Here is a 23,632-nt window from a genome sequence, read left to right on the forward strand (position 1 = left end):
TGCGCAGTCTATCGGTGCGCGAGGGCCGTCCTGACCGAGTCGACGTCAGGTGGTCGGGGTGTAGCCGGGCCGCCCGGAGGCGTCCCACTCCTCCCAGAACGACGTGAACTCCTCGCCGAGGAACGGGTCGCCGCCGGTCATGGCGATCCCGCCTCGTCGTACGGTCCAGTCCCAGGGCGAGAGCTCCTGTGCGGCGGCGAGGTGGGTGCGCGCGTCCTCGGTGCGGCCCTGCCGCTGGAGGTGGGCGGCGACGCGACGCTCGGCGAGCGCGCGCTGCTCCTCGTCGGTGCGCTGCGCCGGCTCGACCTGGGCGCTCTCGGGCAGGACGCCGTCCTTGACCCAGGCCCGCAGCAGGTCGTGGTGCTGCTCGCTGCTGATCTTGGTGAACTCGACGAACTGGTCGTCGCCGGGCGCGATCGTCGGCGGCTTCACGATGTTGTCGTCCTCGTCGATCCACACCACCGAGGGCACGTTGGTGATGCCGTAGCGCTCGGCGGTCACGTGGGCGGTGTCGACCGCGACGGGGTACGACGGGTGGCCGGCCTCGATCCACGGCCGGGAGTCCTCGGGGTCGGCGTCGAGCGCCACGGAGAACAGCTTCAGGCCCGTGTCGGCGAGCTCGTCCTGGAGCTGCTGCCAGCCGGCGAGCTCGTGGCGGCACCCGCACCACGACGCCCACGTGACGAGGACGCGCTTGCTGCCGGAGAAGTCGTCGAAGCTGACCGGGTTGCCGTCGACGTCGTTGAGGGTGAGCGACGGCGCCTTGCCGTCGCGCAGCTCCTGAAGCCGCGCCTCCGCCGACGGCGCGAGGGCGACCACGTCGGAGGCGGTGTCGCGGGCCGTGACCACGCCGACCACGTCGGCCCACGCGTCGAGATCGATCAGGTCCGGGTTGTCCGGGTGCGCGATCTGGCGGCCGAACAGCGGCAGGCACACCTCGCCCCGGCACAGTCCCACGGGCTTGAGCGTCCAGCCGGTGGCGGCGGTGAGGTCCTCGGCGTGCACGTAGCCGTCGGCGGTGCGCAGCTGGTGCTCGCGGCCGTCCACGTCGATCAGGGTCAGCATGGTGGTCAGGATCGCACGAAACTGAAACTTGTTCTAGATTTGCGGCCATGACCTCAACGCCCAAGGGCACCGCGATCCCAGCCGTCCTCCCGGCAGCCGACCTGCCCGCCGACGCGCCGTCGTACGACGTCGTGGTGGTCGGCTTCGGCATCGCCGGGGGCTGCGCGGCGCTGGAGGCGGCCAGGGCGGGCGCGTCGGTGCTGCTGCTGGAGAAGGCCGCCGTGCACGGCGGCACGTCGAGCATGTCGGGGGGCCACTTCTACCTCGGTGGCGGCACCGCGGTGCAGCGTGCGACCAGCCAGGAGGACTCGGCCGACGAGATGTACAAGTACCTCCTCGCGGTCTCTAAGGACCCCGAGCCCGACAAGATCCGCGTCTACTGCGACGAGTCGGTCGAGCACTTCGACTGGCTGGAGTCGCTGGGCTTCGAGTTCGAGCGCAGCTACTACCCCGAGAAGGCCGTCATCCAGCCCGGCACGCAGGGGCTGATGTTCACCGGCAACGAGAAGGTCTGGCCGTTCCGCGAGCAGGCCCGGCCCGCTCCGCGCGGACACAAGGTGCCGGTGCCCGGCGACACCGAGGGCACCCGGATCGTGATGGACCTGCTGCGCGAGCGCATCGAGGAGGCCCGCGTCACCGTGCGCTACGAGACCGGCGTGACCAACCTGGTCGTCGCCGACTCCAACTCCGGCTCGGGTGCGGTCGTGGGGGTCGCCTGGCGCTCGTTCGACGAGACCGGGTTCGTGGCGGCGCCGTCGGTGATCGTCGCGGCCGGTGGCTTCGTGATGAACCCCGACATGGTCGCCGAGCACACGCCGGCGCTGGGCTCCAAGCTCTTCACGCTCGGGTCGACGTACGACGACGGGCTGGGCATCCGCCTCGGCCAGTCGGTCGGTGCGGAGCTCAAGCACATGGACGAGCCGTTCATCACCGCGCCGCTCTACCCGCCGTCGGTGCTGGTGAAGGGGCTGCTGGTCAACCAGGCCGGCGAGCGCTTCGTCGCGGAGGACAGCTACCACTCGCGCACCTCGCAGTTCGTGATGGAGCAGCCCGACTCGGCGGCGTACCTCATCGTCGACAGCGAGCACGTGGAGTACCCCAAGATGCCGCTGGTCCCCCTCATCGACGGCTACGAGACAGTGGCGGAGATGGCCTCTGCGCTCGGCGTGCCGCTGGACACCCTGCAGGCCACGCTCGACCGCTACAACGCCAACGCCGAGCGTGGCGAGGACCCCGACTTCCACAAGGCCGCGGAGTGGTTGGCGCCCCAGTCGGTCGGCCCGTGGGCGGTCTTCGACGTCCGCCTCGGCCACGCCCTCTACGCCGGCTTCACCCTCGGCGGCATCCGGGTCAGCGTCGACGGTGAGGTCCAGCGCCCCGACGGCTCGGTCGTCCATGGCCTGTACGCCGCCGGCGCCTGCGCGTCCAACCTCGCCCAGGACGGCAAGGGCTACTGCTCCGGCACCCAGCTCGGCGAGGGCTCCTACTTCGGGCGTCGGGCTGGGCGGCACGCCGCCGCGGCTCGAGCGAGGGTCTGACCGCCACGGGCTAGCCTCGGCCACGTGACCGACCGCCTGGTGGTGGCGCAGCGCGCCAACGTGCCGCCGTTCCACGTGATGGACCTGCTGGAGGCGTCGGCGCGCCGGCAGCGCACGCACGGCGACGTGCTCAACCTGCTGGCGGGGCAGCCGAGCACGGGCGCACCGGAGCCGGTGCGGGCGGAGGCGGTCCGGCTGCTCGGCACCGGCGACCCGCTCGGCTACACGCCGGCGACCGGGATTCTGGAGCTGCGTGAGGCGATCGCGGGGCACCACCGCCGGGCGCACGGCATCGAGGTCGGGCCGAAGGACGTCGTCGTGACCACGGGGTCGAGCGGCGGGTTCCTGCTGGCGTTCCTGGCCGCGTTCGAGGTCGGCGACCGGGTGGCGATGGCCCGCCCGGGCTACCCCTGCTACCGCAACGTCCTCACCGCGCTCGGCTGCGAGGTGGTCGAGATCGCGACCGGCCCCGAGACCCGCTTCCAGCCCACCGTCGAGCAGCTCACGGAGACCCACGCACACACCCCGCTCAAGGGCGTCGTGGTCGCCAGCCCGGCCAACCCGACGGGCACCATGCTGCTGCCGGCCGAGCTGGCCGCCATCGCCCGCTGGTGCGACGAGAGCCAGGTGCAGCTGATCTCGGACGAGATCTACCACGGGATCGAGTACGCCGGCATCGACGGCGGCGAGACCCTCGCTCGGTCAGCGTGGGAGACCAGTCGCGAGGCGGTCGTGTTCTCCAGCTTCTCGAAGTACTTCTCCATGACCGGCTGGCGGATCGGCTGGATGCTGGTCCCCGAGCGCCTGCGCCGCGCGGTCGACGTGCTCACGGGCAACTTCACGATCTGCCCGCCGGTGATCGCCCAGCGCGCCTGCCTGGCGGCGTTTGACGACGCGTCGTACGCCGAGCTCGACGGGCACGTGCGCCGCTACGCCGACAACCGGCGGCTGCTGCTCGAGACACTGCCCAGCCTCGGCATCACCCGGCTCGCGCCCGCCGACGGCGCGTTCTACGTCTACGCCGACGTGGGTCACCTGACCCAGGACTCGATGGCGTTCGCCCACGACCTGCTCGCGACCACCGGGGTCGCGGTCGCGACCGGCGTCGACTTCGACACGGTCGAGGGCCAGCACCACATCCGGCTCAGCTTCGCCGGACCGCGCTCCGACATCGAGCAGGCGCTGGCCCGCCTCGACGCCGCTTGGGCCTAGCCTCCGTCGGGATAGTCCCTAACACCAGAGCCATTGAGAGGGCTCTCATTCGCCCTGGTGTTGGGGACTACCGAGACGCTCGCCCTAGGACCCGGTCGGGCGTTCCCAGGCGCTGACCGGTGAGGTGCGGGCCGGCTTGGACGCGACGGCGTAGCCGAGGCGACCCAGGAAGCCCCGGCGGATGACGCCGTTGCGGACCCGCTGCGGGTGGTCACCGACCTTGGTAGTCGACACGATCTTGGCGGTGGCGTAGCTGATCCGCGAGACCGAGTCGGAGCCCGACCACGAGATGTAGCAGTAGCGGCCGTCCCAGCTCGGGGTCACCCAGTAGGGCTTGAGCCCGCCCTTGATCAGCGGGCTGCGCCGGAAGCTGCGTGCGTCGACGACGGTCGCGTAGTCGGACATCGTGCCGGCCACGCAGATCTTGGTGCCGGCGGGGTTCATCGCGATGCCGTGGTGGGCCGAGTCGAGCAGGTACTGCTCGCGCGGGGTGTCCTTGATCAGGTTGGGCAGGCGGCGGACGTGCGTGATCTTGCCGGTACGGCGGTCCATCTGCACGAAGCCGTGGAAGAACGACAGCTGGAAGTAGATCTTCTTCTCGTCAGGCGACAGGGTCAGCGGGCGTACGGCGGTGCTCACGTCGTCCAGCCCCCGCTCATCGAGCGCCTTGCGCAGGTTGTAGCGGCGCAGGATCTTGAACGTCTTGGCGTCGACGATCTGCAGCACCCGCTCCTGCTTGGTCGGGTCGAGCGCCGGGTCGTCGAGCGGGCTGTAGACCATGCCGATGCTGGCGTGGAGGATCTTGGTGCCGCCGTCGATGAAGACGCTCTCGTGCGGGGAGCCGCCGGAGGCGAACTTGCCGACCTGCTTGCCGTCGGAGATCCGCAGCACGTGCACGACGTTGCCGGTCGACGCGCTCACCACGACGCGCTTGCCGTCGGGCGAGACGGCCATGTGGTCGGAGCGCACGCCCGCGACCGCGAAGCGCCACACGATCTTCTTGGTGCGCAGGCTGATCGCGACCACGTCGCCGAACGACGGCCGCGAGATGACGACGAGGCGACCATCGTTGGAGGAGTACATGTCGTCGACGAACTGGTCGTTGCCCTCGCCGATGAGCTCGCGGATCGCGAGGAAGTAGGCCAGCCGGTAGGGGTTGGTGGCGATCTCTTGCATGCGGGCGTCGTAGTCGGGGATCACGTTGATCCGCGCCAGCCGCTTGAACGTCGTGGGGTCGAGGAGGTCGGCGGTGCCGGACCAGTTGTTGCCGACGAAGACCACGCGGCGTACGTCGTCGCTCACCGTCGTCGGGTCGCTGTCTGCTGCTGCCGACGCGGCCGAGACGTGGCCGAGACCGGTCAGGGCCAGGACGGCACCGAGGGCCGTCACTGCCACGCGGCGGAGGGCGAACCAGCTCATGAACTACTCCTTCGGGACCCCTAGGGCCATGATCTTGCCTGTTGAAAGCGTTTCGACACAGTTCAACGAGGGAATGCGAGCAACGACACGAGCACCGAGACGGCGGCCCGGACAGGACGTGACGATGTACGGCGACACCGACGCGCTGCGAAGACGCGCCGACCAGCTGCGTGAGCAGGGGGTCGACATCCGCGCGCTCGCCCACCGGCTCGTGTCCCAGACCGAGAACCTCGGCTGGACCGGCCGGGCGGCCGAGTCGATGCGGCTGCGGATCCGCGAGCGCGCCGCCCACCTGCGCGGTGCCGCCGGCGAGCACGAGGCTGCGGCCAACTCCCTCGACCGGCACGTGCAGGAGGTCGGACGGCTCCAGGACACGATCGCCGACCGGGAGCACAGGGCGACCTCCCTGGTGGCGGAGGCCCGGACCCGCGTCGCGCAGGTGGAGGCGGCCAACGAGGGCGCCGATGCCGCCGTGCGCCGGGTGGCCGACCCCGACGACCTCGTCCTCGCCGCGTTCACTCCCCCGACGTCGGGCCACAAGGACTGGCTCGCGGTCGACCTGCCCGGACTCCGAGAGGACACGAGCGACTCGTGACCACCATCGACCTCAGCACCCCGCCGCCGGCCCCCAGCGGGCTGCTCGACGCGCTGCCGCGTCGGGTGGCGCTCACGCTGGCCGAGCTGCGCCTGGTCGCGGAGCGCGCCGGAGGGGCGCCCCTGCCGTTCGACGTGGTCGCCCCGCCCGATGCCCCACCCCTCGAGGGCCGTCTCGGCCAGAGCCGCGGCACGTCGGAGGACCAGGCCTACCTCGACGCCGTCGCCTCCTTGCACGACCCCGCCGACTCGCTGGCCCGCCGCGGGCTGATGTCGGGCGAGACCGTCGACGAGGGGCTGCTCGGCGCCGTCGGGCTGCTCGCGACCCCGACCCTGGCGCTGGACCTCGACGTGGTGGCCGGCGCCGTCCAGGCCAAGGCCTGGCACCGCCAGTCGGGTGACGCCGTCGCCACGCTCGCCACCGTTGACGGCATCGTCTTCGAGCTGGCGTGGTTCCCCAACGCCCACTGGCCCTCCGAGCTCGCCCGGGTGGCAGTCGTCCCCGAGGACCTCGAGCTCGACGAGTCGGCCGTCCCCGACCTGGTCGACCTCCCCTACGAGCTCGTCGACGCGGCCATCGAGGCGGCCGCGAGCTCCCGCGCCGACCTGCTCCCGGTACTGGCCTCCCAGCACGCCCACGCCGTCCACGGGCCCGACGACCGCCCCCTCGGCGAGAGCGAGGTGGTGGCCATCCTGACCGCCCTCACCAGTGAGGCGCGCGGACGCCTCCGGGGCATGGTGGCCGACGTCTCCAGCGAGGACACGACCGTGGTCGGCGTCGTCTCGTGGGTGCTGCTGTCCGACGGCTGGCGCGCCCTGTGCCCGCACGAGTCGGACGGCGCGCTGCGCGTCGGCGTACGACGTGTCGAGGCGGCCGACCTCGCTCCCCACCTCGCGCCGGTGCTCGCGGAGGTGTCGTCGTGAACGACCAGACGACACACGAGTCGGTGCTCCACGCGGCGGCGCTCGAGGAGCGCGAAGGGCCGGCCACCGAGGCAGAGGCCCGCGACCTCGCCGACAAGTACGACCGGATGATGCGCCTCGCCGACCTCTTCGACTCCGCGGGCGAGGAGATGCGGCAGCGGGCCGAGCTCGGCACCGACATCGTCAACGACCCGGCGCTGGCCGACTCGGCGCCCTTGTCGCCGGCCAGCCACGCCCACGCCGAGGAGGCCATCCGCTCCGCGTCGACCGGTCCCCACGGGCTGCTGACCCGCTCCATCGAGCTCGACGCCGACGCACTCGTGCTGCGGGCGACCGTCCTGACCTACCGCTGGATCGACGACCTCCAGGCGGCCGCCTACAAGACCCTCGGCTCCATCGCCGGCCGGGCGATCGGCTACCTCGCACCCCAGGTCGCGCTAGGCGGCGCGATCGTGTCGGCCGGCCTGATCGAGACCGACGCGCTCGACCGCGACGGCGTGGCCGCCTACCTCAACGAGCTCGCCGAGAACAACCCCGAGCTCATGGAGCACGTCACCAGCGGCGGCGGCGGGCTCCTCGACGGGCTCCAGATGCGCTCGCTGCTGACCGCCGGCATCCTCTCCGGCGAGCACGGCCGGCTGGTGGCCCGCGGCGGCCTGCGCGCCCTGGGTGTCGCCCCGCTCGCGAGCGACCTCGGCGCAGCCCTGCGCGACACCGCGGGCGGCCTGGTCGACGCCGGCCCCGCGGCCGAGCCCCTGGTCGCCGACGCGTCCGCGCCACGCACCGTCGCCGACCTGATGTCGTCCCTCAACAGCGCCGAGAGCAGCGTCGTGGTGCACAAGATCACCGCCGGCCGCTACATCGCCTACCTGCCCGGTCCCTCGGGTGGCGACGGCCGCCGGCTGCGGCTCGTCGGCGGCGACCGCACAGCGTACGCCGCCCACGTGGTGCGCAGCATCGAGACCGCCGTCGCCGGCGACCCGGGCGCCCACGTGATGCTTGTCGGCTCGGCGCAGGGCGGCGTCACCGCCGCCGAGGTGGCTGCCGGGCTGCCGTCCGAGTCGTTCGTGATCGACCAGGTGGTGACGGCCGGCGCGCCCTCCGCGCACGTGCCGCGTATCCCCGAGACGACCCGGGTGCTCTCGCTCGAGGACCGCTCCGACCCCGTGGCGGTGCTGGGCTCCCTCTTGAGCGCGGGCTCCACCAACCGGCTCACCGTCGTCTTCGACCACAACGGCGACACCGGCGAGAGCATCTATGTGACTGGCGGCCGGGCCGCCGACCGCGCCACCCATCCCGAGCTGCGGGCCGAGATCACCCGGATCCAGCAGCTCGGCTACCTCGCGGGATGACCTGGGCGGGGTGATCAGCCCGCCAGGTCGTGCACGAACTCACCGAGCTGGGTGAGGTTGCGGCACTCCACCATCGGCACGATGTCGCCGTACGTCGGGGCCGCGGAGTCGCCGGTGCCCCAGTGGCGCATGGCCTCCGGGTTGAGCCACCAGGTGTGGCGGGCCGAGCCCGCGAGGCGCTTGAGGACTTCGGCGTTGAGGTCGCTGTAGTTGGAGCGGGCGTCGCCGAGGATCAGCAGCGACGACTTCGGCCCCAGCGCGTCGGAGTGGTTCTCCTCGAACTTCGCCAGCGCCCGGCCGTAGTTGGTGCGGCCCCACAACGCGGCGTGCGAAGTGCTGGCGGCGAGGTCGGCCATCACGTCGGCGACGTCGGCGCCGGGGCGGAAGTGCTGGGTGACCTCGTGGACGTGGTCGATGAACGTGAAGGCCCGCACCTTCTGGAACTGGTCCTGCAGCGCGAAGACCAGCAGCAGCGTGAACTGCGCGAAGTTGGCGACCGAACCGCTGACGTCGCAGAGCACGACCAGCTCGGTGCGGTGCGGTCGCTTGGGCTTGTGGTGGGTGACCAGCGGGACGCCGCCGGTCGACATCGAGGCCCGGACGGTACGTCGGAAGTCGAGCGGCCCGCGTCGGCGGGCGTGGTGCTCCTGGGTCAGCCGGGTGGCCAGGCGCCGGGCGAGCGGGTAGATCTCGCGGCGCATCTCCTCGAGGTCGGACTTGCGGGCGGCGGTGAAGTCGAGGCGGTCGATGCTCGGCTTGATCGCGACGTTGGCGACGTGGTCGGGGCCCTTCTCCTCCGCGATCCGGCGACGGGCGTCGTCCTCGACCTGCCGGGTGAACGCGCCGAGCCGGCGACCCGACACCCGCTGCGCCTCCTCCTCGGTGCGTCCCTGCGCGAGCAGCGCGGCCATGATCTGGTCGACCAGCTGCTGCGGCGACACCCGCTGGAGCGCGGTGTAGGCCGACCACGACGACAGGCCCGGGCCGCGGCCGGGCATGGCGCCGAAGCGCCCCACCATCTCGGCCGCCAGCTGGAGCAGCCGCTGCTCGTCGCCTTCGGTGAGCGCCTCGAGCAGGTCCTCGCGGAACGTCACCAGGGCCTGCGCGTTGTCGCGCACGCCCGACTCGTCGGGCTCACCCTCACCGTCGTCGTCGGCGGTCGTGGCGCCCGCACCGACCAGGCGCGGGAAGTAGATGTCGAACAGCGCCTCGAACGTCGGCCGCTGGGTCTGCCGCTTCACCAGCGTGGCGGCGTAGGCGTCGCGGATGACCCGGCGCTCCGACCAGTCGAGCGCGGTCAGCGCGGAGATCGCGTCGAGGTCTTCCGCGAGCGAGACGGCCAGGCCGGCCCCCCGCAGCGCCTCGAGGAAGGCGATGTGGCGGTCGAGGAGACCTGACGTGTGGCTGCTCATCTCGCGGTGGTCACTTCCTCAGGCGGAGCTCGCGGATCGCGCGGTCGTGGTCGGAGGAGTGCTTGAGGACGACACCGAGGGTGTCGTTCACCGCCTTGTCGTCGAGGTCGCGGATCTCGAGCGCGATCAGCGTGCGCGCCCAGTCGACCGACTCGGCGATCGAGGGTGCCTTCTTCAGCTCGAGCTCGCGCAGCCGCCCGACGGTCGCGACGAGCTGCTCGGCGACCTTGTCCTCCAGGCCGGGCACCTGCGAGGAGACGATCTCACGCTCGCGCTCGGCGTCCGGGTAGTCGAGGTGCAGGTAGAGACAACGCCGCTTGAGCGCCTCGGACAGCTCACGGCTGGCGTTGGAGGTGAGTACGACGAGTGGCCGGCGTACGGCCTCGACGGTGCCGAGCTCGGGGATCGTGACCTGGAAGTCGGACAGCACCTCCAGCAGCAGGCCCTCGACCTCGACGTCGGTCTTGTCGACCTCGTCGATCAGCAGCACCGTCGGCTCCTCACGCCGGATGGCGGTCAGCAGCGGGCGGGTCAGCAGGAACTCGTCGGTGAAGATGTCGTCGTGGGTCGCCGACCACTCCTGGTCGCCTGACGAGGCCTGGATCCGCAGCAGCTGCTTCTTGTAGTTCCACTCGTAGAGCGCGCGCGCCTCGTCGAGGCCCTCGTAGCACTGGAGCCGCACCAGCTCGGCGCCCGTCGCCCGCGAGATCGCCTTGGCCAGCTCGGTCTTGCCGACCCCGGCCGGCCCCTCGACCAGCATCGGCTTCTCGAGGGCGCCCGCGAGGAAGGTCGTCGTCGCGGTGGCGGCGTCGGCGAGGTAGCCGGTGGCGGTCAGTCGCTCGACGACGTCGGTGGGGGAGGCGAACCAGGTCATGCGCCCCATCCTCCCGTACGCCTCGAGCAGGCCGTGACCCGTCCGGTGATTCCTCGTTGCCCAGGTATGCGCCACACACCACCACTCGGGGTCGCGGTCGCGCTGGGAGCGGCCAAGACCCTGATCCTGCTGGTCGCGTTGGCGATGGCCTTCGGCGTCATCGGCGGCGACACCACCAGCTCCACCGTCACCCGTCCCGACCGGGCACCGCAGATGGAGGCGCAGTCCGCACAGGTCGAGCAGGCGATCCGGCGCCACGACTGCTCGGTGGCCGGGTTCGACGCCGGGGTGGAGCCACGCTCGGCGCTGGTGCGCCGTGAGGGCAAGGTCCGCCACGTCTCGTTCGACGACGGCTGGGAGGTCTTCACCGGCGAGCGCCCCGGCGAGCTGATCGCCGTCTGCCTCGACGACTACTGACCGTGCCGGCCGGCGCCGGCCGCGAACCGTGCCGCGCCGTCCAGAGCGCCGGCCTCCAGCGACTTGAGCCCCAGGGCGAGCTCGGCCCGCATCGCTTCGGCCTCGTCGAGCCCCCACTGCCCGATCGCCGAGAGCCGGTCGTTGCGCAGGCACTCCTGCGGGAGCTCCGCGATCTGGGCGGCGAGCGTCTCGGCCGCGACGAGCGCCGTGCCCGGGGGTACGACGCGGTCGGCGAGGCCGATCCGCAGCGCCTCGTCGGCGTCCACCTCGCGCCCGGTGAGGATCAGGTCCATCGCCCGCCCGGCACCGACCAGCCGCGGCAGCCGGACCGTGCCGCCGTCGATGAGCGGCACTCCCCACCGCCTGCAGAACACGCCGAAGGTCGCGTCCTGCGCCACGACGCGCAGGTCGCACCAGATCGCCAGCTCGAGGCCGCCCGCCACGGCGTACCCCTCCACGGCGGCGAGCACCGGCTTCGACAGCGTCATCCGGGTGGGCCCCATCGGGCCAGGCCCCTCGGCGGTGACCTGGTTGCCCCGCTCGGTGCCGACCGCCTTGAGGTCCGCACCTGCGCAGAACGTGCCGCCAGCCCCGGTCAGCACGGCGACACGCTGGGAGTCGTCGGCGTCGTACGCCGCGAACGCTGCGGCGAGCGCGGCCGCGGTCGGCCCGTCCACCGCGTTGCGCGCCTCGGGACGGTCGATCACCACCGTCGTGACGTGCCCCGACTGCGTGACGTGGACCGACATCGATGCCCCTCGGGGTTTGGGGACCCCGCGTAACGGGTATCCGAATGTGGTTGGCCCCACCGTAGGGGCCCGGATACAAGGAGTTCGACCATGGGATACGGCCTTGGAGCTTTTCTCCTCGTTGTGGGACTCGTCCTCGCCCTCGCGGTACAGGACAGCGTCTCCGGCGTGGACCTGGTGATGGTGGGTTGGATCATGACGCTCGTCGGGATCGCCGTGATCATCCTGACCGCGGTCACGATGAACAGTGCGCGGCGTGCCAAGAGCACCGCCACCACCGTGCACGCCGACGGCACGCAGACGGTCAGCGAGCGCCGCACCGAGATCTGACGGTCATGGAGCACGACGAGCACGAGTGGGTGCTCAGCACCGTCGAGCACGACGACGGCGGCCTGTCGGTCTCGCAGTTCGACTGCGGCTGCGGCGCCGTCTGGTTCCAGTGACGAGCCGGAGGCCCCTCGGGGGGCCCCGGCTGCGTCACCCCAGCAGTTCCTGCATCCTCTCGATCTCCGCGCTCTGCGCCTCGATGATCGTCTCCGCTAGGTCGACCGCGGCCGGGTAGTCGCCGTCGGCCTTCTCGGTCTCAGCCATCGCGATCGCGCCCTCGTGGTGCGCGATCATCTGCTCCAACCACAGCGAGCGGAACTCGTCTCCCTCGGCCGCCTCGAGCTCCGTCAGGTCCCCGTGGCCCTCGTCGCCGTGCTCGGCGTTGACGTGGTCGCGGTCGGTTGCCGGCACCTCCTCGCCCCATCCGACGAGCCAGTCGGCCATGACCTCGATCTCCGGCGCCTGCGCGTCGCGGATCGCCTCGGTGAGCCGCTGGAACTCCGGGTCGAGCTCGCGGCCCACGGTCAGGTCGACCATCACGAGCGCCTGCGCGTGGTGCTGGATCATCTCGGACGCGAACGTCACGTCGGCAGCGTTGTGGTCGCCGGACGACGAGGCATCGGACGGCTCCTCGTCGGCGCCACAGGCGGTCAGGGCCGGGGCGAGGGCGAGGCCGACGACGAGGACCACGGAACGGAGCAGGCGGTGGGTACGAGTCACCCCAGCAGCGTAGGGGCGGCCGCGTAGCGGTTGGCCCGGGAGGTCGTTGCACCTGCATGCAGCTGCGCCGTACCGCCCTGGTCGCGACCGTGGCGACCCTCGCCGCGGCTCTGCTCACCGGCGTCGCGCCGGCGCTGGCGGACCTCGACCCGGTGCCACCGCCGTCGGTGGGACCGCCGACCGAGCCCGAGTGCCTGCCGCTGGGGGCCGGCACCACCGGCGTGCTCCTGGTCGGCGGACAGGTCCCGAGCGGCGACCAGCTGAGCGGGCAGGCGGGCGGCTTGGGTGCGCCGGTGACCGGTGACCTGGGGCGCACGCTCCCCGACCGGGTCGTCTTCAAGGACTCGCGCCACACGTTCAGCAACGACTACGCGTTCGCGCTGCGGCAGGGCCGGATCTATGTCCGCCCCGCAAAGGTGGGTGTGGGCCGGCCGGGCGAGCCCTGGCGTCGGCTGGAGCTACCGACCTGCCTCGACGGGCGGGTGCAGGAGATCTCCGCCGACCACTCGCTGCTGATCGCGCTCGGCCCCGGTCGGCAGGTCTACTCCCACGACATGGCCGCCTCGGGCGACCTGTCCGCGGAGCGGTGGACCTGGCGCTGGGGTCCGTACTTCTGGACCGGCTCCGGCATGCGCCTGTACGGCGACGTGCGCGCGTGGGCCACCTCCGAGTTCACCTCGGCCGAGCGGTTGCGCGACAGCGCCGGCCGCACCCACAGCCCGATCGGCGTGGCCACGGTCTACCTGCTGCGCGGCGACCGCCGGCGGATCACCTACCTCGACCCCTGGCTGCCGCAGGACGAGAGCCGCGAGGTGTGCGGTCCCGAGCGCGGCACGCTGCCGCTGACCGGCCTGTCCGGGAGCGGCTCCACCGTGTTCGTGGTCGGCGCGGGCGGCGAGCTCTTCACCCGGCTCTACGACTTCGACGTCTCCGGCGCCAACACGGTCTTCGGTGACTTCACCTGGGAGCGCGGTCTCCCCGCCGACGACCCCCGCTGGCAGCTGCCCGGGCCCACCTGGGTGCGCCAGCCCGAGCCGCCGGGCCGGGTCACCGACCGGATCAGCATCGCCAAGACGGGCTCGCACGCGGACCAGCGGCTCCTGACCGTCGAGGGGCGTGACGCGTCCGGGCGCCGGGGCTACTGGCGCAAGACGCTCACCGCCGAGCGCTGGACGTTCGTGCGGACCGGGGCGCCGCTCCAGGGGCGCCTGCTGCCGACGCGTGCGGACCGGCGGTTCGTCGCCGACGACCGGCGCTACGTCGGCACGGTCGGCGAGCGCCGCGCCGTGGTCGCGGACTTCAACCCCGAGTGCTCACCCGCGCGGCTGTCCGTCCAGGTCGCGCCCGGCCAGCGGCTCGACCTGCTGCTGCACTCCAGCGACGGGCTACGCCAGGAACGCCGCGACCGTGGGCTGACCGACGTACCGCGTGAGTACAACGGCGCCGTCGAGGTGCCGTGGCAGACCTGGCGCCAGCTCGCGAGCCAGCCGGCCGCCGTACGGCGCTGGGTCGCGACACACCTCGACGGCCGGTTCACCACCGCGCCGCTCGCGGTCACGAGCACCCGGGTCAGGTTCCTCGACCAGTGTTGGCAGCTCACGCTCGACGGGGAGCCCGCGCGCCCGGACGAGCCGGCGCTGCCGCCCGACGCCGGTGCCGTGGTCGGCCGGCTGACCGAGCTGCAGGGCGACGGTCGCGCCCCGAGCACCTGCCTGCCGTGAGGTGACCGGAGCCGCCACGGCAGGATTCAGGCATGCGACGTGGCCGGCTTCATGTGCTCGGTGCCAGTGGCGCCGGAACGACGACTCTCGCCCGGGCGGTGGCCGACCACTGGTCGGTCCCGCACGCCGACGCCGACGACTACTTCTGGGTGCCCACGGACCCGCCGTACGTCGAGAAGCGTCCGGAGGCCGATCGTCTAGCGCTGATGCAGAGCGTCTTCCTGCCGCGCGAGGCGTGGGTCCTGTCCGGGTCGATGCTCGGCTGGGGCGACAGCGTGGTCGCGCTGTGCGACGCGGTCGTGTTCCTGACGCTCGACCCCGACGAACGGGTCCGCCGGCTGACCGTCCGCGAGACGCACCGCCTCGAGGGACAGGTTGAGGATGCCGAGGCCTGGGCGGCGTTCCTGGACTGGGCCCGCGGCTACGACGACCCGACGTTCGAGGGCCGGAGCCGCGTGGCGCACGAGGCCTGGCTCGAGTCCCTCGACCGACCCGTGCTGCGGCTCGACAGCGCGGCCTGCCGCGAGGAGCTCCGCGACGCCGTCCTGGAGTGGGAGCCGACCACCTGACCCCTCCCGGAGCAAGACAGCCCCTGACCCGGGCTTCCCAGGTCAGGGGCTGTTTCTCGCTGGCGGTGGCGGAGGGATTTGAACCCTCGGTCGGCTTGCACCGACAAACGCTTTCGAGGCGTTCTCCTTAGGCCGCTCGGACACGCCACCGCCGGGAAGGTTACCGGAGCGCTTCCGGGTCGGTGAAATCTGGGTGACCCGCGCACCAGGGCCGGACTTCGCGGGCGAGTCGCCCTACTCGACAGTGACGGTGGCGGTATTGCCCGAGATGTCCTCACGGACCTCGTAGGTGCCGGGGGCGTCGAAGCGGAAGGACTCGTCGAGCCCGGTGGTGACGGTGTAGCCGTCGAGGTCACCGACGATGACGCCGAAGATCCCGTCGCCGCCGGCGGTGGTGAAGACGACGACGTCACCTACGGCGACGGTGGTCTCGGCGGGGTCGAAGCCGGCGTCGCTGACCGTGACGCTGACGGCCGGGGAGTCGATGTTGTCGACGAAGACCACGCCGCCGGCGGGGGCGCCCTCCTCCGGCTCGGTCTCTTCCGGCTCCTCGGGGGCCGGTTCGGACTCGTCGGGCTCGGAGGAGGTGTCGCCGGGCGTCGAGGAGGTGTCCTCGGGCTCGTCGTCACCACCGCACGCGCCGAGGCCGAGCGCGAGCGTGAGGGCGAAACCGGCAGCGAACAGCGGGCGGAACCTGGGGAGGGACATGCGCGGAGCCTAGGTAGCGCGGACCGGGCGGCACATGCGTGATCCGGCTAAATCACCGGGATCTCAGGGCGACGGAGAGGCGGAGGTCTCGTCGCTGGGCTGGACCGGGCTGGGCTCTACCGGGCTGGGCTCGACCGGAGCGGGCTCGACCTCGACGACGAACGGGAGCGACTCGCTGCCCTCGGCGAGCGGCCGGTCGACGAAACGCCAGCGGTAGACCGAGCGCTGGACCGGCGACACGGTGACGACCGGGTCCGCGGCGTCCGCGACCGCGACCGGCCACCACTGCCCGTCACCGACCCGCTGCTCGAGCACCAGGGTGGCGTGCGGGACGTGGATGCCGCCGAGGACCTCGAGCGACCCGCGCAGGTCGACGCTCTCGCCGGCCTTCACCACCGCCTGGGCGCCGTGCATGGTCGTGGCCGTGGACAGCCCCTCGAGGTCGTACGTCGTCTGGCTGCCCGGGGCGCCGACGCGCACCGCGTCCATGCTGAACGGCCTGCCGTCGCAGCCGAAGCCGATCGAGTAGAGGCCGGGTCCGTCACCCCCGTGGGCGGCGAGGAAGTCGAAGACGTTGACCGGTGCGGCCGGCCCCCGTGCGATGACCTGACCGGTCGTGGCGTCGTACTTGGTCCACACGTAGGAGAGCCCCGTGGCCTCGACGTCCTGCCAGGCGCCCGCGGTGACGGTGAGCTCGGCCCGGCCGAACCAGACGGCGCTGGTGCCGCCGTCGGCGGCCTCCTGGAACCCGGCGTAGGCCACGCCCCGCGCCCCCTCGACCGCGTGGACCGCCACGCTCGCGGTGCCCGCGCCGACCAGGGAGGGGACGTTGACGACCGCACCGATGGCGTTGCCGCCGCCGAGGGTGTAGCCGAGGCTGCGCGTGCCCGTGGGCGGGAGATCGGGACCGTGGCCGATGCGCGGGTGGAGCGCCTCGTCGGTGCGGTCGTAGACCGAGCCGCAGCCGACGAACGAGAGCTGGACGCGGGCGTCCGGGAAGGCGGTGCCGCGGACGACGACGGTGTTGTCGGCGTGGGCGGGCGCGACGCTCAGCGCGGTGGCAGCAGCCACCGCGACCAGGGCGCCCAGACCGGCTCGGATCGACACGTGAGAAGCGTAACCCCGCCCCGATGACGGCGTGGCGTTATTCAGATGAATCTCTAGTGCGTTGGTAGTGAAAGAACTCGTCGAGCAACCCGGTCGACTCCTCGGCGAGCACGCCGCCGACCACCTCGGGGCGGTGGTTGAGCCGGCGGTCGCGCACGACGTCCCAGAGGCTGCCCACGGCGCCGGCCTTCTCGTCGTACGCGCCGAAGACCACGCGGTCGACCCGGCTGAGCACCGCGGCACCCGCGCACATAGTGCAGGGCTCCAGGGTGACCACCAGGGTGCAGCCGTCGAGGCGCCACTCTCCACGGGTGGCCGCCGCCGCGCGCAGCGCGACCACCTCGGCATGGCCGGTGGGGTCCGCCTGCGCCTCGCGCACGTTGCGGCCGGTGGCGACCACGGCGCCGTCCGGGTCCAGTACGACGGCCCCGATCGGCACGTCTCCGGTCGCGAGGGCGGCGCGCGCCTCGGCGAGGGCGGCGAGCATCGGCTCGCGCCAGCGAGTCGCGGGAGCGGCGTCGCTCACGCCGAGGTGAGGCCGACCGCGTCGTCGAACGCCTCGCCGAAGCCGATCCGGCGGGCGACCTCGGAGAGGGTCTCGTCGGGGTAGAGGTCGAGGTCGTCGAGCAGGATCGCCATGTCCATGGCCGGCAGGCCGAGGTCGCCGAGCAGGTCGAGGTCGCCCGCGGGTGCCTGCTCGTCGTCGTCCTCGGGCGGCGGCAGGCCGAGGAAGTCGACCACGGAGCCGGCCAGCTCCCACTCGTCGGAGGCGGTGATGTCGGAGAGCAGCACGCGGGTCAAGGGGCCGGCGACGCGGACGATGACGAAGAAGTCCTCGTCGACCGCCACCAGTCCGACGGCGCCGCCGTCACCGGGGAAGCGACGCAGCGCGTGGGAGAGCGTCTCGACGTCGCCGAGGGTGTCGTGCACCAGCTCCTGGACCTGCCAGACGCCTTCCTCCCGGTAGGCGGCCAGCGCGAAGTCGATCCCGTCGGTGTTGCCGTCGGTGATCTCGACCATGCCTCAGGGTGACACGGTTGTCCCGCCCCGGCCAACCCGGTAAGTGCCTTAGGGTTCTGGGCATGCGCACCCACGTCGTCGACCACCCGCTCGTCGCCCACAAGCTCACTGCGCTGCGCGACGAGAACACCGACTCGCCGACGTTCCGCAGCCTGACCGACGAGCTGGTGGCGCTGCTCGCCTACGAGGCCACCCGCGACGTACGCGTCGCACCCCACGCGATCGTCACGCCGGTCGCCCCGACCACGGGGGTCAAGCTCGCCTCGCCCAAGCCCCTCGTCGTACCCATCCTCCGGGCCGGGCTCGGGATGCTCGAGGGCATGATGCGGCTGCTGCCGACCGCCGAGGTGGGCTTCCTCGGCATGATGCGCAACGAGGAGACGCTCGAGGCGTCGACCTACGCCGAGCGGCTGCCCGAGGACCTGTCCGGCCGCCAGTGCTACGTGCTCGACCCGATGCTCGCCACCGGCGGCACCCTCGCCGCGGCGATCAAGTTCCTCACCGACCGCGGCGCCGACGACATCACCGCGATCTGCCTGCTGGCCGCGCCCGAGGGCTGCGCCCGCCTCGAGGACGAGCTCTCCGGGATCGACATCCCGGTCACCGTGGTGACCGCGGCGATGGACGAGAAGCTCAACGAGAAGGGCTACATCGTGCCGGGTCTCGGCGACGCCGGAGACCGACTGTATGGACTAGCGCACTGAGCCGTCTCGCCCCTGTGTAGGTTGACGAACGGTTCAACCTCGAGGAGGCATTGGTGCGTATCGGCATCCCGCGTGAGTCCAGGACCGGCGAGACTCTCGTCGCGGCCACCGCCAAGACTGCCGACCAGCTGCAGCAGCTCGGGTACGACGTCGTCGTGCAGCTCGGCGCGGGCGTGGCTGCGGCGCAGCCCGACTCGGCGTTCGACGAGGTCGGGGTCCGCGTCGGCTCAGCCGACGACGTGTGGGCGAGCGACGTCATCGTCAAGGTCAACGCCCCCAGCACCCAGGAGATCGCGCGGATGCGCCCCGGCGCGACCGTCGTCTCCCTGATGGCCCCCGCCCGCAGCCCCGAGCTGCTCGAGCGACTCCAGTCGGCCGGCGTCACCGGCCTCGCGATGGACGCCGTACCCCGCATCTCGCGCGCGCAGTCGATGGACGTGCTGTCGTCGATGGCCAACGTCGCGGGCTACCGCGCCGTCATCGAGGCGGCCCACGAGTTCGGGCGGCAGTTCACCGGCCAGGTGACCGCCGCCGGCAAGGTGCCCCCGGCCCGGGTCTTCGTGGTCGGCGCCGGCGTCGCCGGGCTCGCCGCGATCGGCGCGGCCGGCAGCATGGGCGCGATCGTCCGCGCCTTCGACGTACGCCCCGAGGTGGCCGAGCAGGTCGAGTCGATGGGCGCGCAGTTCGTCACGGTCGACATGGAGCAGGAGGTCAGCTCGGACGGCTATGCCAAGGAGATGACGGCCGAGCAGGAGCAGGCCACCGCCGCGATGTACGACGAGGAGGCGCGCGCCGCCGACATCGTCATCACCACGGCGCTGATCCCGGGCCGTCCCGCACCCAAGCTGATCCGCGCCGAGACCGTGGCCGGCATGCGCAACGGCAGCGTCATCGTCGACATGGCCGCGGCCAACGGCGGCAACTGCGACCTCACGGTCACCGACGACAAGATCGTCACCGCCAACCTGGTCACCGTCATCGGCTACACCGACCTCGCCGGGCGCCTGGCCGCCCAGACGTCGCAGCTCTACGGCACCAACGTGGTCAACCTCTTCAAGCTGCTCACGCCCGAGAAAGACGGCCAGCTCACCCTCGACATGGACGACGTCGTGCAGCGCGGCATCACCGTCGTCAAGGAAGGCGAGTCGATGTGGCCCCCGCCGCCGGTGCAGGTCTCGGCCGCGCCGGTCGCCGCCGTGGCCCCCGTCGAGGCCAAGGCCCCGAAGCCACCCCCGGACCCGCGCCGCAAGGTGTTCGCCGCCGGGCTGGGCGCCGTGCTCTTCGCGGTGCTGGCGTCGTACGCCCCGGCGGTGTTCCTCAACCACTTCACGGTCTTCGCGCTCGCGGTGTTCGTCGGCTACTACGTCATCTCCAACGTGGCGCACGCCCTGCACACCCCGCTGATGAGCGAGACCAACGCGATCTCCGGGATCATCCTGGTCGGCGGGATCCTCCAGGTCGGGTCCACCAACGTCGCGGTGTCGATCCTGGCGACCGTGGCCGTGCTCGTCGCCAGCATCAACATCTTCGGTGGGTTCCTGGTGACCCTCCGGATGCTCGAGATGTTCAGGAAGGACTGACGTGTTCGACTTCCTGACCTCCGACAAGCTGCCGGGGCTCGTGCAGGCGGCCTACATCATCGCCGCGGTGCTCTTCATCGCCGCCCTCGCCGGGCTCTCCAAGCACGAGACCGCCAAGCGCGGCAACCTCGCCGGCATGGTCGGCATGGGCATCGCCCTGGTCGCCACGCTGGTGATCGCCGCCCGCCAGGCCGAGCTGCCCGACCCGCTCGACCACTGGCGCGGGCTGGGCTTCACCCTGTCCGTGATCCTGGTCGCGATGCTGATCGGTGCCGTCATCGGCGCCTGGCGCGCGCGGACCGTCCAGATGACGGGCATGCCCGAGCTGGTCGCGCTCCTGCACAGCTTCGTCGGCCTCGCCGCCGTACTCGTCGGGATCAACTCCTTCCTCGACCCCGAGGCCCCCACCGAGGGCTCGCTCGGCGCGATCCACGAGGTCGAGGTCTTCATCGGCGTCTTCATCGGCGCGGTCACGCTGACCGGCTCCATCGTCGCCAACCTCAAGCTCAGCGCGAAGATGAAGTCGACGCCGCTCGTGCTGCCCGCGCGCCACCTGCTCAACCTGGCCGTGATCGTGCTGTCGGTGGCGCTGCTGGTGTGGTTCATGAACGACCACGACAACGGGATCATCCCGCTGCTGCTAATGACCGCGCTGGCATTGGCGCTCGGCTTCCACCTCGTCGCCGCGATCGGCGGCGGCGACATGCCGGTCGTCGTCTCGATGCTCAACAGCTACTCCGGCTGGGCCGCGGCCGCCGCCGGCTTCCTGCTCGACAACGACCTGCTGATCATCACCGGCTCCCTGGTCGGCTCCTCCGGTGCGATCCTCAGCTACATCATGTGCAAGGCGATGAACCGCTCGTTCATCTCCGTCATCGCCGGCGGCTTCGGCTCCGACGGTGCCGTGTCCGGCGAGACCCGTGACTACGGCGAGCACCGCGAGATCCAGGCCGCCGAGGCCGCGGAGCTGCTCGCCGACGCGTCCTCGGTCGTGATCACGCCCGGCTACGGCATGGCCGTCGCACAGGCGCAGTACCCCGTCGCCGAGCTCACCGCCAAGCTGCGCGCCCGCGGCGTACAGGTCCGGTTCGGGATCCACCCGGTCGCCGGCCGCCTGCCCGGGCACATGAACGTGCTGCTCGCCGAGGCCAAGGTCCCCTACGACATCGTGCTCGAGATGGACGAGATCAACGACGACTTCGCCACCACCGACGTCGTCCTGGTCATCGGCGCCAACGACACCGTCAACCCGGCTGCGCTCGACGAGCCCGGCTCGCCCATTGCTGGGATGCCGGTGCTCGAGGTCTGGCACGCCCGCGAGGTCATCGTCTTCAAGCGCTCCATGGCCACCGGCTATGCCGGCGTGCAGAACCCGCTGTTCTTCAAGGAGAACTCGCGGATGCTGTTCGGCGACGCCAAGGACCGCGTCGAGGACATCGTCCGCGCGCTGCCGAGCTGACATGGACACCGACGCCGTCCTGGCCCTGCTGAAGGACGTGGCGGAGGAGGTCATCAACCCTCGCTTCCAGGCCCTGGCGAGTGGGGACATCCACCACAAGGGCCCGGGCGACCTGGTGACCATCGCCGACCACGAGGCCGAGGTGCTGATCACCGACGCCCTGCTGGCGGCGTACCCGGACGCGGTCGTGCTCGGTGAGGAGGCCGCCTCGGCGGACGCCTCGGTGCTCGACCGGTTCGCCGGCGCCGAGCACGCGTTCACCGTCGACCCGGTCGACGGCACCAAGAACTTCGTCTCCGGCTCGCCCGACCACGCCGTCATGGTCGCCGAGCTCCAGGGCGGCGACGTCGTCCGCAGCTGGATCTGGCAGCCCCAGCACGAGATGGCGTACGTCGCGGAGCGCGGCGCCGGCGCCTTCCGCAACGGCGAGCGGCTCGTCCGGCCCCCGCTCGGCGACGTGGTGCGCGGGGTGACCTCACGACGTACCTGGATCGGCCGGGCACTCGGCACCCTCCGCGAGCTCGAGCTGACGTGGGTGTGCTGCGGCGTGGACTACCCGCACCTTGTCGAGGGCGACGCGGACTACGTCGTCTACTGGAAGACCAAGCCGTGGGACCACGCCCCCGGCTCGCTGCTCCTCACCGAGGCCGGCGGGCACCTCGGCACGTTCGCGGGTGCGCCCTACCGCCCCCAGAACCAGGAGCCCCGCGGCCTGCTCGCCGCGGCCGACCGGGCGACGTACGACCTCGTGCGTGGGCTGATCCCGTCCCTGCCTGGTCTCTGAGCGGGCGTCTCGCGGGTGCGTGGCCTCAGCCGAGCGGGAACGTCTCGACGACCTCGTAACGCGGCCGGCGGCGCGGGCCCTCGCCGAGGTGCGAGGCGACCAGAGACACCTGGTCGACGGTGAAGGTCGGGCCGACGTAGGCGTCGAGGAGGCGTACCCAGTTGCTGACCTCGGTGGGGCGGCCGAGGCGGGCGACGGTGACGTGGGGGCGGAAGCGCTGCCCGTCGATCTCGACGCCCGAGGTGGCGGCGGCGGTACGGGCACCGGCGGCCAGGCGCGCGAGGGAGCTGCGGGCGTCGCCGTCGAGCGCCAGGTCGGCGTAGAGGACCCGGGCGCGCGCCACGTCCGGGAAGGCGCCACCACCGGCGATCCGCGTCGCGAACGGCGTACGGCGTGCGGCGGCGGCGCGGACCCGCTCGATCAGGTCGTCGAGACGACGGTCCGGGACGGACGCGAGGAACGCCAGCGTGAGGTGGAGCTGTTCGACCGGCGCCCAGCGGAACTCAGCCGCGTCGCGGCGGGGAGCCAGGAACTCGTCGAGGTGCTCGACGACGTCGTCCGGCGGCACGACGGCCACGAACATGCGCTGGCCCATCAGAGCACGCCCATCAGAGCACGGTGGTGCCCAGGAGCGTCCCGATCAGGTAGGTGACACCCATGGCGAGCAACCCGCCCCCGACGTTGCGGATGACCGCCCGACCTGGCGGCCCGTAGCCCAGTCTCGCGCTCGCCCAGCCCGTGAACGCCAGGGCAACGGCGACGGCCGCCATCGTCACGGGCACCCGCGCCGGTTGGCTGGACAGGGTGATCGTGAGCAGCGGGAGCAGCGCCCCGAGGAAGAACGCGATCGCCGAGGCGAAGGCGGCGTTCCAGGCACTGGTGAGGTCGTCGGGGTCGATTCCCAGCTCGATGTCGGCGTGCGCGGCCAGGGCGTCGTGCTCGGTGAGCTGGAGCGCCACCTCCATGGCGGTCTCGTCGCTCAGCCCCTTGGCGGCGTAGAGACCGGCAAGCTCGGCGAGCTCGTCCTCGGGGTCCTCGTCGAGCTCTCGTCTCTCCTTGGCGAGCAACGCCTTCTCGGAGTCACGCTGGGTGCTGACCGAGACGTACTCACCCGCGGCCATGCTCACCGCGCCCGCGACCAGGCCGGCGATCCCGGCGATCATGATCGCCTCCCGGTCGCTCGTGGCTCCCGCGACGCCGACCACCAGGCCGGCAGTCGAGACGATGCCGTCGTTGGCGCCGAGCACGCCGGCGCGCAGCCAGTTGAGCCGGCTGCGGATCCCGGTCTCGTGCGGCTCGTCGTCGTGGGGCCCGAGCTCCCCCACTGGGCTGTCGGCGGTGTCAGCGGTCATGGGTCGATCGTCGCCAGACCGCGCC

General features: G+C 71.9%; 25 protein-coding genes and 1 tRNA gene. 13 read left to right on the forward strand and 13 right to left on the reverse strand.

What is annotated here, in order from left to right:
- Window positions 1-45 precede the first annotated feature (45 nt).
- On the reverse strand, window positions 46-1,065 hold the full coding sequence (locus BLR90_RS10245) for a TlpA disulfide reductase family protein (RefSeq protein WP_091025083.1): 1,020 nt from the start codon (window positions 1,063-1,065) through the stop codon (window positions 46-48).
- Window positions 1,066-1,112: 47 nt separating this feature from the next.
- On the opposite strand from BLR90_RS10245, the gene BLR90_RS10250 reads away from it, so the two are divergent.
- Both BLR90_RS10250 and BLR90_RS10255 read left to right on the forward strand, forming a co-directional pair.
- Window positions 1,113-2,603 (forward strand): FAD-binding protein, encoded by a 1,491-nt coding sequence (locus BLR90_RS10250; RefSeq protein ID WP_091025084.1) that lies wholly within the window; start codon window positions 1,113-1,115, stop codon window positions 2,601-2,603.
- Window positions 2,604-2,627: 24 nt separating this feature from the next.
- On the forward strand, window positions 2,628-3,815 hold the full coding sequence (locus BLR90_RS10255) for a pyridoxal phosphate-dependent aminotransferase (protein ID WP_174812357.1): 1,188 nt from the start codon (window positions 2,628-2,630) through the stop codon (window positions 3,813-3,815).
- 84 nt (window positions 3,816-3,899) lie between these two features.
- On the opposite strand, the gene BLR90_RS10260 is transcribed toward BLR90_RS10255, so the two are convergent.
- Window positions 3,900-5,234, reverse strand: a complete 1,335-nt coding sequence (locus tag BLR90_RS10260; RefSeq protein WP_218029337.1) for a YncE family protein — start codon at window positions 5,232-5,234, stop codon at window positions 3,900-3,902.
- A gap of 124 nt (window positions 5,235-5,358) precedes the next feature.
- Here BLR90_RS10260 and BLR90_RS10265 point away from each other — a divergent pair, with 124 nt between their 5' ends.
- Genes BLR90_RS10265 through BLR90_RS10275 form a run of 3 tightly spaced genes read left to right on the forward strand, consistent with a single transcriptional unit; the run spans window position 5,359 to window position 8,104 of the window.
- Window positions 5,359-5,829: a hypothetical protein gene (locus tag BLR90_RS10265; RefSeq protein ID WP_091025085.1), complete on the forward strand. Its 471-nt coding sequence runs from the start codon at window positions 5,359-5,361 to the stop codon at window positions 5,827-5,829.
- On the forward strand, window positions 5,826-6,752 hold the full coding sequence (locus BLR90_RS10270; protein ID WP_091025086.1) for a hypothetical protein: 927 nt from the start codon (window positions 5,826-5,828) through the stop codon (window positions 6,750-6,752). Before BLR90_RS10265 ends, BLR90_RS10270 begins: the two co-directional genes overlap by 4 nt.
- Complete coding sequence (locus BLR90_RS10275) at window positions 6,749-8,104, forward strand: hypothetical protein (RefSeq protein ID WP_091025087.1); 1,356 nt, start codon at window positions 6,749-6,751, stop codon at window positions 8,102-8,104. The genes BLR90_RS10270 and BLR90_RS10275 overlap by 4 nt, the downstream gene beginning before the upstream one ends.
- 14 nt (window positions 8,105-8,118) lie before the next feature.
- Here BLR90_RS10275 and BLR90_RS10280 read toward each other — a convergent pair whose 3' ends face one another.
- Window positions 8,119-9,516 (reverse strand): vWA domain-containing protein, encoded by a 1,398-nt coding sequence (locus tag BLR90_RS10280; protein ID WP_091025088.1) that lies wholly within the window; start codon window positions 9,514-9,516, stop codon window positions 8,119-8,121.
- Window positions 9,517-9,526: 10 nt separating this feature from the next.
- Entirely contained in the window at window positions 9,527-10,390 is an 864-nt protein-coding gene (locus BLR90_RS10285; protein WP_245715243.1) for an AAA family ATPase, read from the reverse strand.
- A 66-nt stretch (window positions 10,391-10,456) separates the two neighbouring features.
- Between BLR90_RS10285 and BLR90_RS10290 the strand changes: the two genes are divergently transcribed.
- Complete coding sequence (locus tag BLR90_RS10290) at window positions 10,457-10,807, forward strand: hypothetical protein (protein WP_091025090.1); 351 nt, start codon at window positions 10,457-10,459, stop codon at window positions 10,805-10,807.
- Here the strand turns inward: BLR90_RS10290 and BLR90_RS10295 are convergent.
- Window positions 10,801-11,556, reverse strand: a complete 756-nt coding sequence (locus tag BLR90_RS10295) for a crotonase/enoyl-CoA hydratase family protein (protein WP_091025091.1) — start codon at window positions 11,554-11,556, stop codon at window positions 10,801-10,803. The two genes, BLR90_RS10290 and BLR90_RS10295, sit on opposite strands and share 7 nt — an antisense overlap.
- Window positions 11,557-11,646: 90 nt before the next feature.
- On the opposite strand from BLR90_RS10295, the gene BLR90_RS10300 reads away from it, so the two are divergent.
- Complete coding sequence (locus BLR90_RS10300; protein ID WP_091025092.1) at window positions 11,647-11,886, forward strand: DUF6458 family protein; 240 nt, start codon at window positions 11,647-11,649, stop codon at window positions 11,884-11,886.
- A 147-nt stretch (window positions 11,887-12,033) separates the two neighbouring features.
- Here BLR90_RS10300 and BLR90_RS10305 read toward each other — a convergent pair whose 3' ends face one another.
- Window positions 12,034-12,603, reverse strand: coding sequence for a DUF305 domain-containing protein (locus tag BLR90_RS10305; protein ID WP_218029336.1), 570 nt, complete (start codon window positions 12,601-12,603; stop codon window positions 12,034-12,036).
- Between the two features lie 56 nt (window positions 12,604-12,659).
- On the opposite strand from BLR90_RS10305, the gene BLR90_RS10310 reads away from it, so the two are divergent.
- A complete protein-coding gene (locus BLR90_RS10310) occupies window positions 12,660-14,324 on the forward strand; it encodes a hypothetical protein (RefSeq protein ID WP_091025093.1) in 1,665 nt (554 codons plus the stop codon).
- Between the two features lie 32 nt (window positions 14,325-14,356).
- Window positions 14,357-14,893: a P-loop NTPase family protein gene (locus BLR90_RS10315; protein ID WP_091025094.1), complete on the forward strand. Its 537-nt coding sequence runs from the start codon at window positions 14,357-14,359 to the stop codon at window positions 14,891-14,893.
- A 60-nt stretch (window positions 14,894-14,953) separates the two neighbouring features.
- Here the strand turns inward: BLR90_RS10315 and BLR90_RS10320 are convergent.
- The 5 genes from BLR90_RS10320 to BLR90_RS10340 form a co-directional block, all read right to left on the reverse strand.
- Window positions 14,954-15,043, reverse strand: a tRNA-Ser gene (locus BLR90_RS10320).
- Window positions 15,044-15,127: 84 nt separating this feature from the next.
- Window positions 15,128-15,601, reverse strand: coding sequence for a cupredoxin domain-containing protein (locus BLR90_RS10325; protein ID WP_091025095.1), 474 nt, complete (start codon window positions 15,599-15,601; stop codon window positions 15,128-15,130).
- A 63-nt stretch (window positions 15,602-15,664) separates the two neighbouring features.
- On the reverse strand, window positions 15,665-16,708 hold the full coding sequence (locus BLR90_RS10330) for a hypothetical protein (protein WP_091025096.1): 1,044 nt from the start codon (window positions 16,706-16,708) through the stop codon (window positions 15,665-15,667).
- 37 nt (window positions 16,709-16,745) lie between these two features.
- A complete protein-coding gene (locus BLR90_RS10335; protein WP_091025207.1) occupies window positions 16,746-17,195 on the reverse strand; it encodes a nucleoside deaminase in 450 nt (149 codons plus the stop codon).
- Between the two features lie 35 nt (window positions 17,196-17,230).
- Window positions 17,231-17,728 carry a tRNA adenosine deaminase-associated protein gene (locus BLR90_RS10340; RefSeq protein WP_091025097.1) on the reverse strand — a complete coding sequence of 166 codons (498 nt, stop codon included), beginning with the start codon at window positions 17,726-17,728 and terminating at the stop codon, window positions 17,231-17,233.
- Between the two features lie 62 nt (window positions 17,729-17,790).
- On the opposite strand from BLR90_RS10340, the gene upp reads away from it, so the two are divergent.
- The 4 genes from upp to BLR90_RS10360 are packed head-to-tail and all read left to right on the forward strand — an operon-like array spanning window position 17,791 to window position 22,255.
- Complete coding sequence (gene upp / locus BLR90_RS10345; RefSeq protein WP_091025098.1) at window positions 17,791-18,432, forward strand: uracil phosphoribosyltransferase; 642 nt, start codon at window positions 17,791-17,793, stop codon at window positions 18,430-18,432.
- A 53-nt stretch (window positions 18,433-18,485) separates the two neighbouring features.
- Entirely contained in the window at window positions 18,486-20,012 is a 1,527-nt protein-coding gene (locus BLR90_RS10350) for a Re/Si-specific NAD(P)(+) transhydrogenase subunit alpha (RefSeq protein WP_091025099.1), read from the forward strand.
- Between the two features lies 1 nt (window position 20,013).
- Entirely contained in the window at window positions 20,014-21,471 is a 1,458-nt protein-coding gene (gene pntB, locus BLR90_RS10355) for a Re/Si-specific NAD(P)(+) transhydrogenase subunit beta (protein WP_245715245.1), read from the forward strand.
- 1 nt (window position 21,472) lies between these two features.
- Window positions 21,473-22,255: an inositol monophosphatase family protein gene (locus BLR90_RS10360; protein WP_091025100.1), complete on the forward strand. Its 783-nt coding sequence runs from the start codon at window positions 21,473-21,475 to the stop codon at window positions 22,253-22,255.
- 25 nt (window positions 22,256-22,280) lie between these two features.
- On the opposite strand, the gene thpR is transcribed toward BLR90_RS10360, so the two are convergent.
- On the reverse strand, window positions 22,281-22,850 hold the full coding sequence (gene thpR / locus BLR90_RS10365) for an RNA 2',3'-cyclic phosphodiesterase (protein ID WP_091025101.1): 570 nt from the start codon (window positions 22,848-22,850) through the stop codon (window positions 22,281-22,283).
- A gap of 13 nt (window positions 22,851-22,863) precedes the next feature.
- Window positions 22,864-23,607 carry a VIT1/CCC1 transporter family protein gene (locus BLR90_RS10370; protein WP_091025102.1) on the reverse strand — a complete coding sequence of 248 codons (744 nt, stop codon included), beginning with the start codon at window positions 23,605-23,607 and terminating at the stop codon, window positions 22,864-22,866.
- Window positions 23,608-23,632: the final 25 nt, after the last annotated feature.

The sequence above is a fragment of the Nocardioides szechwanensis genome (genome assembly GCF_900103935.1).
Classification (GTDB): Bacteria; Actinomycetota; Actinomycetes; order Propionibacteriales; family Nocardioidaceae; genus Nocardioides; species Nocardioides szechwanensis.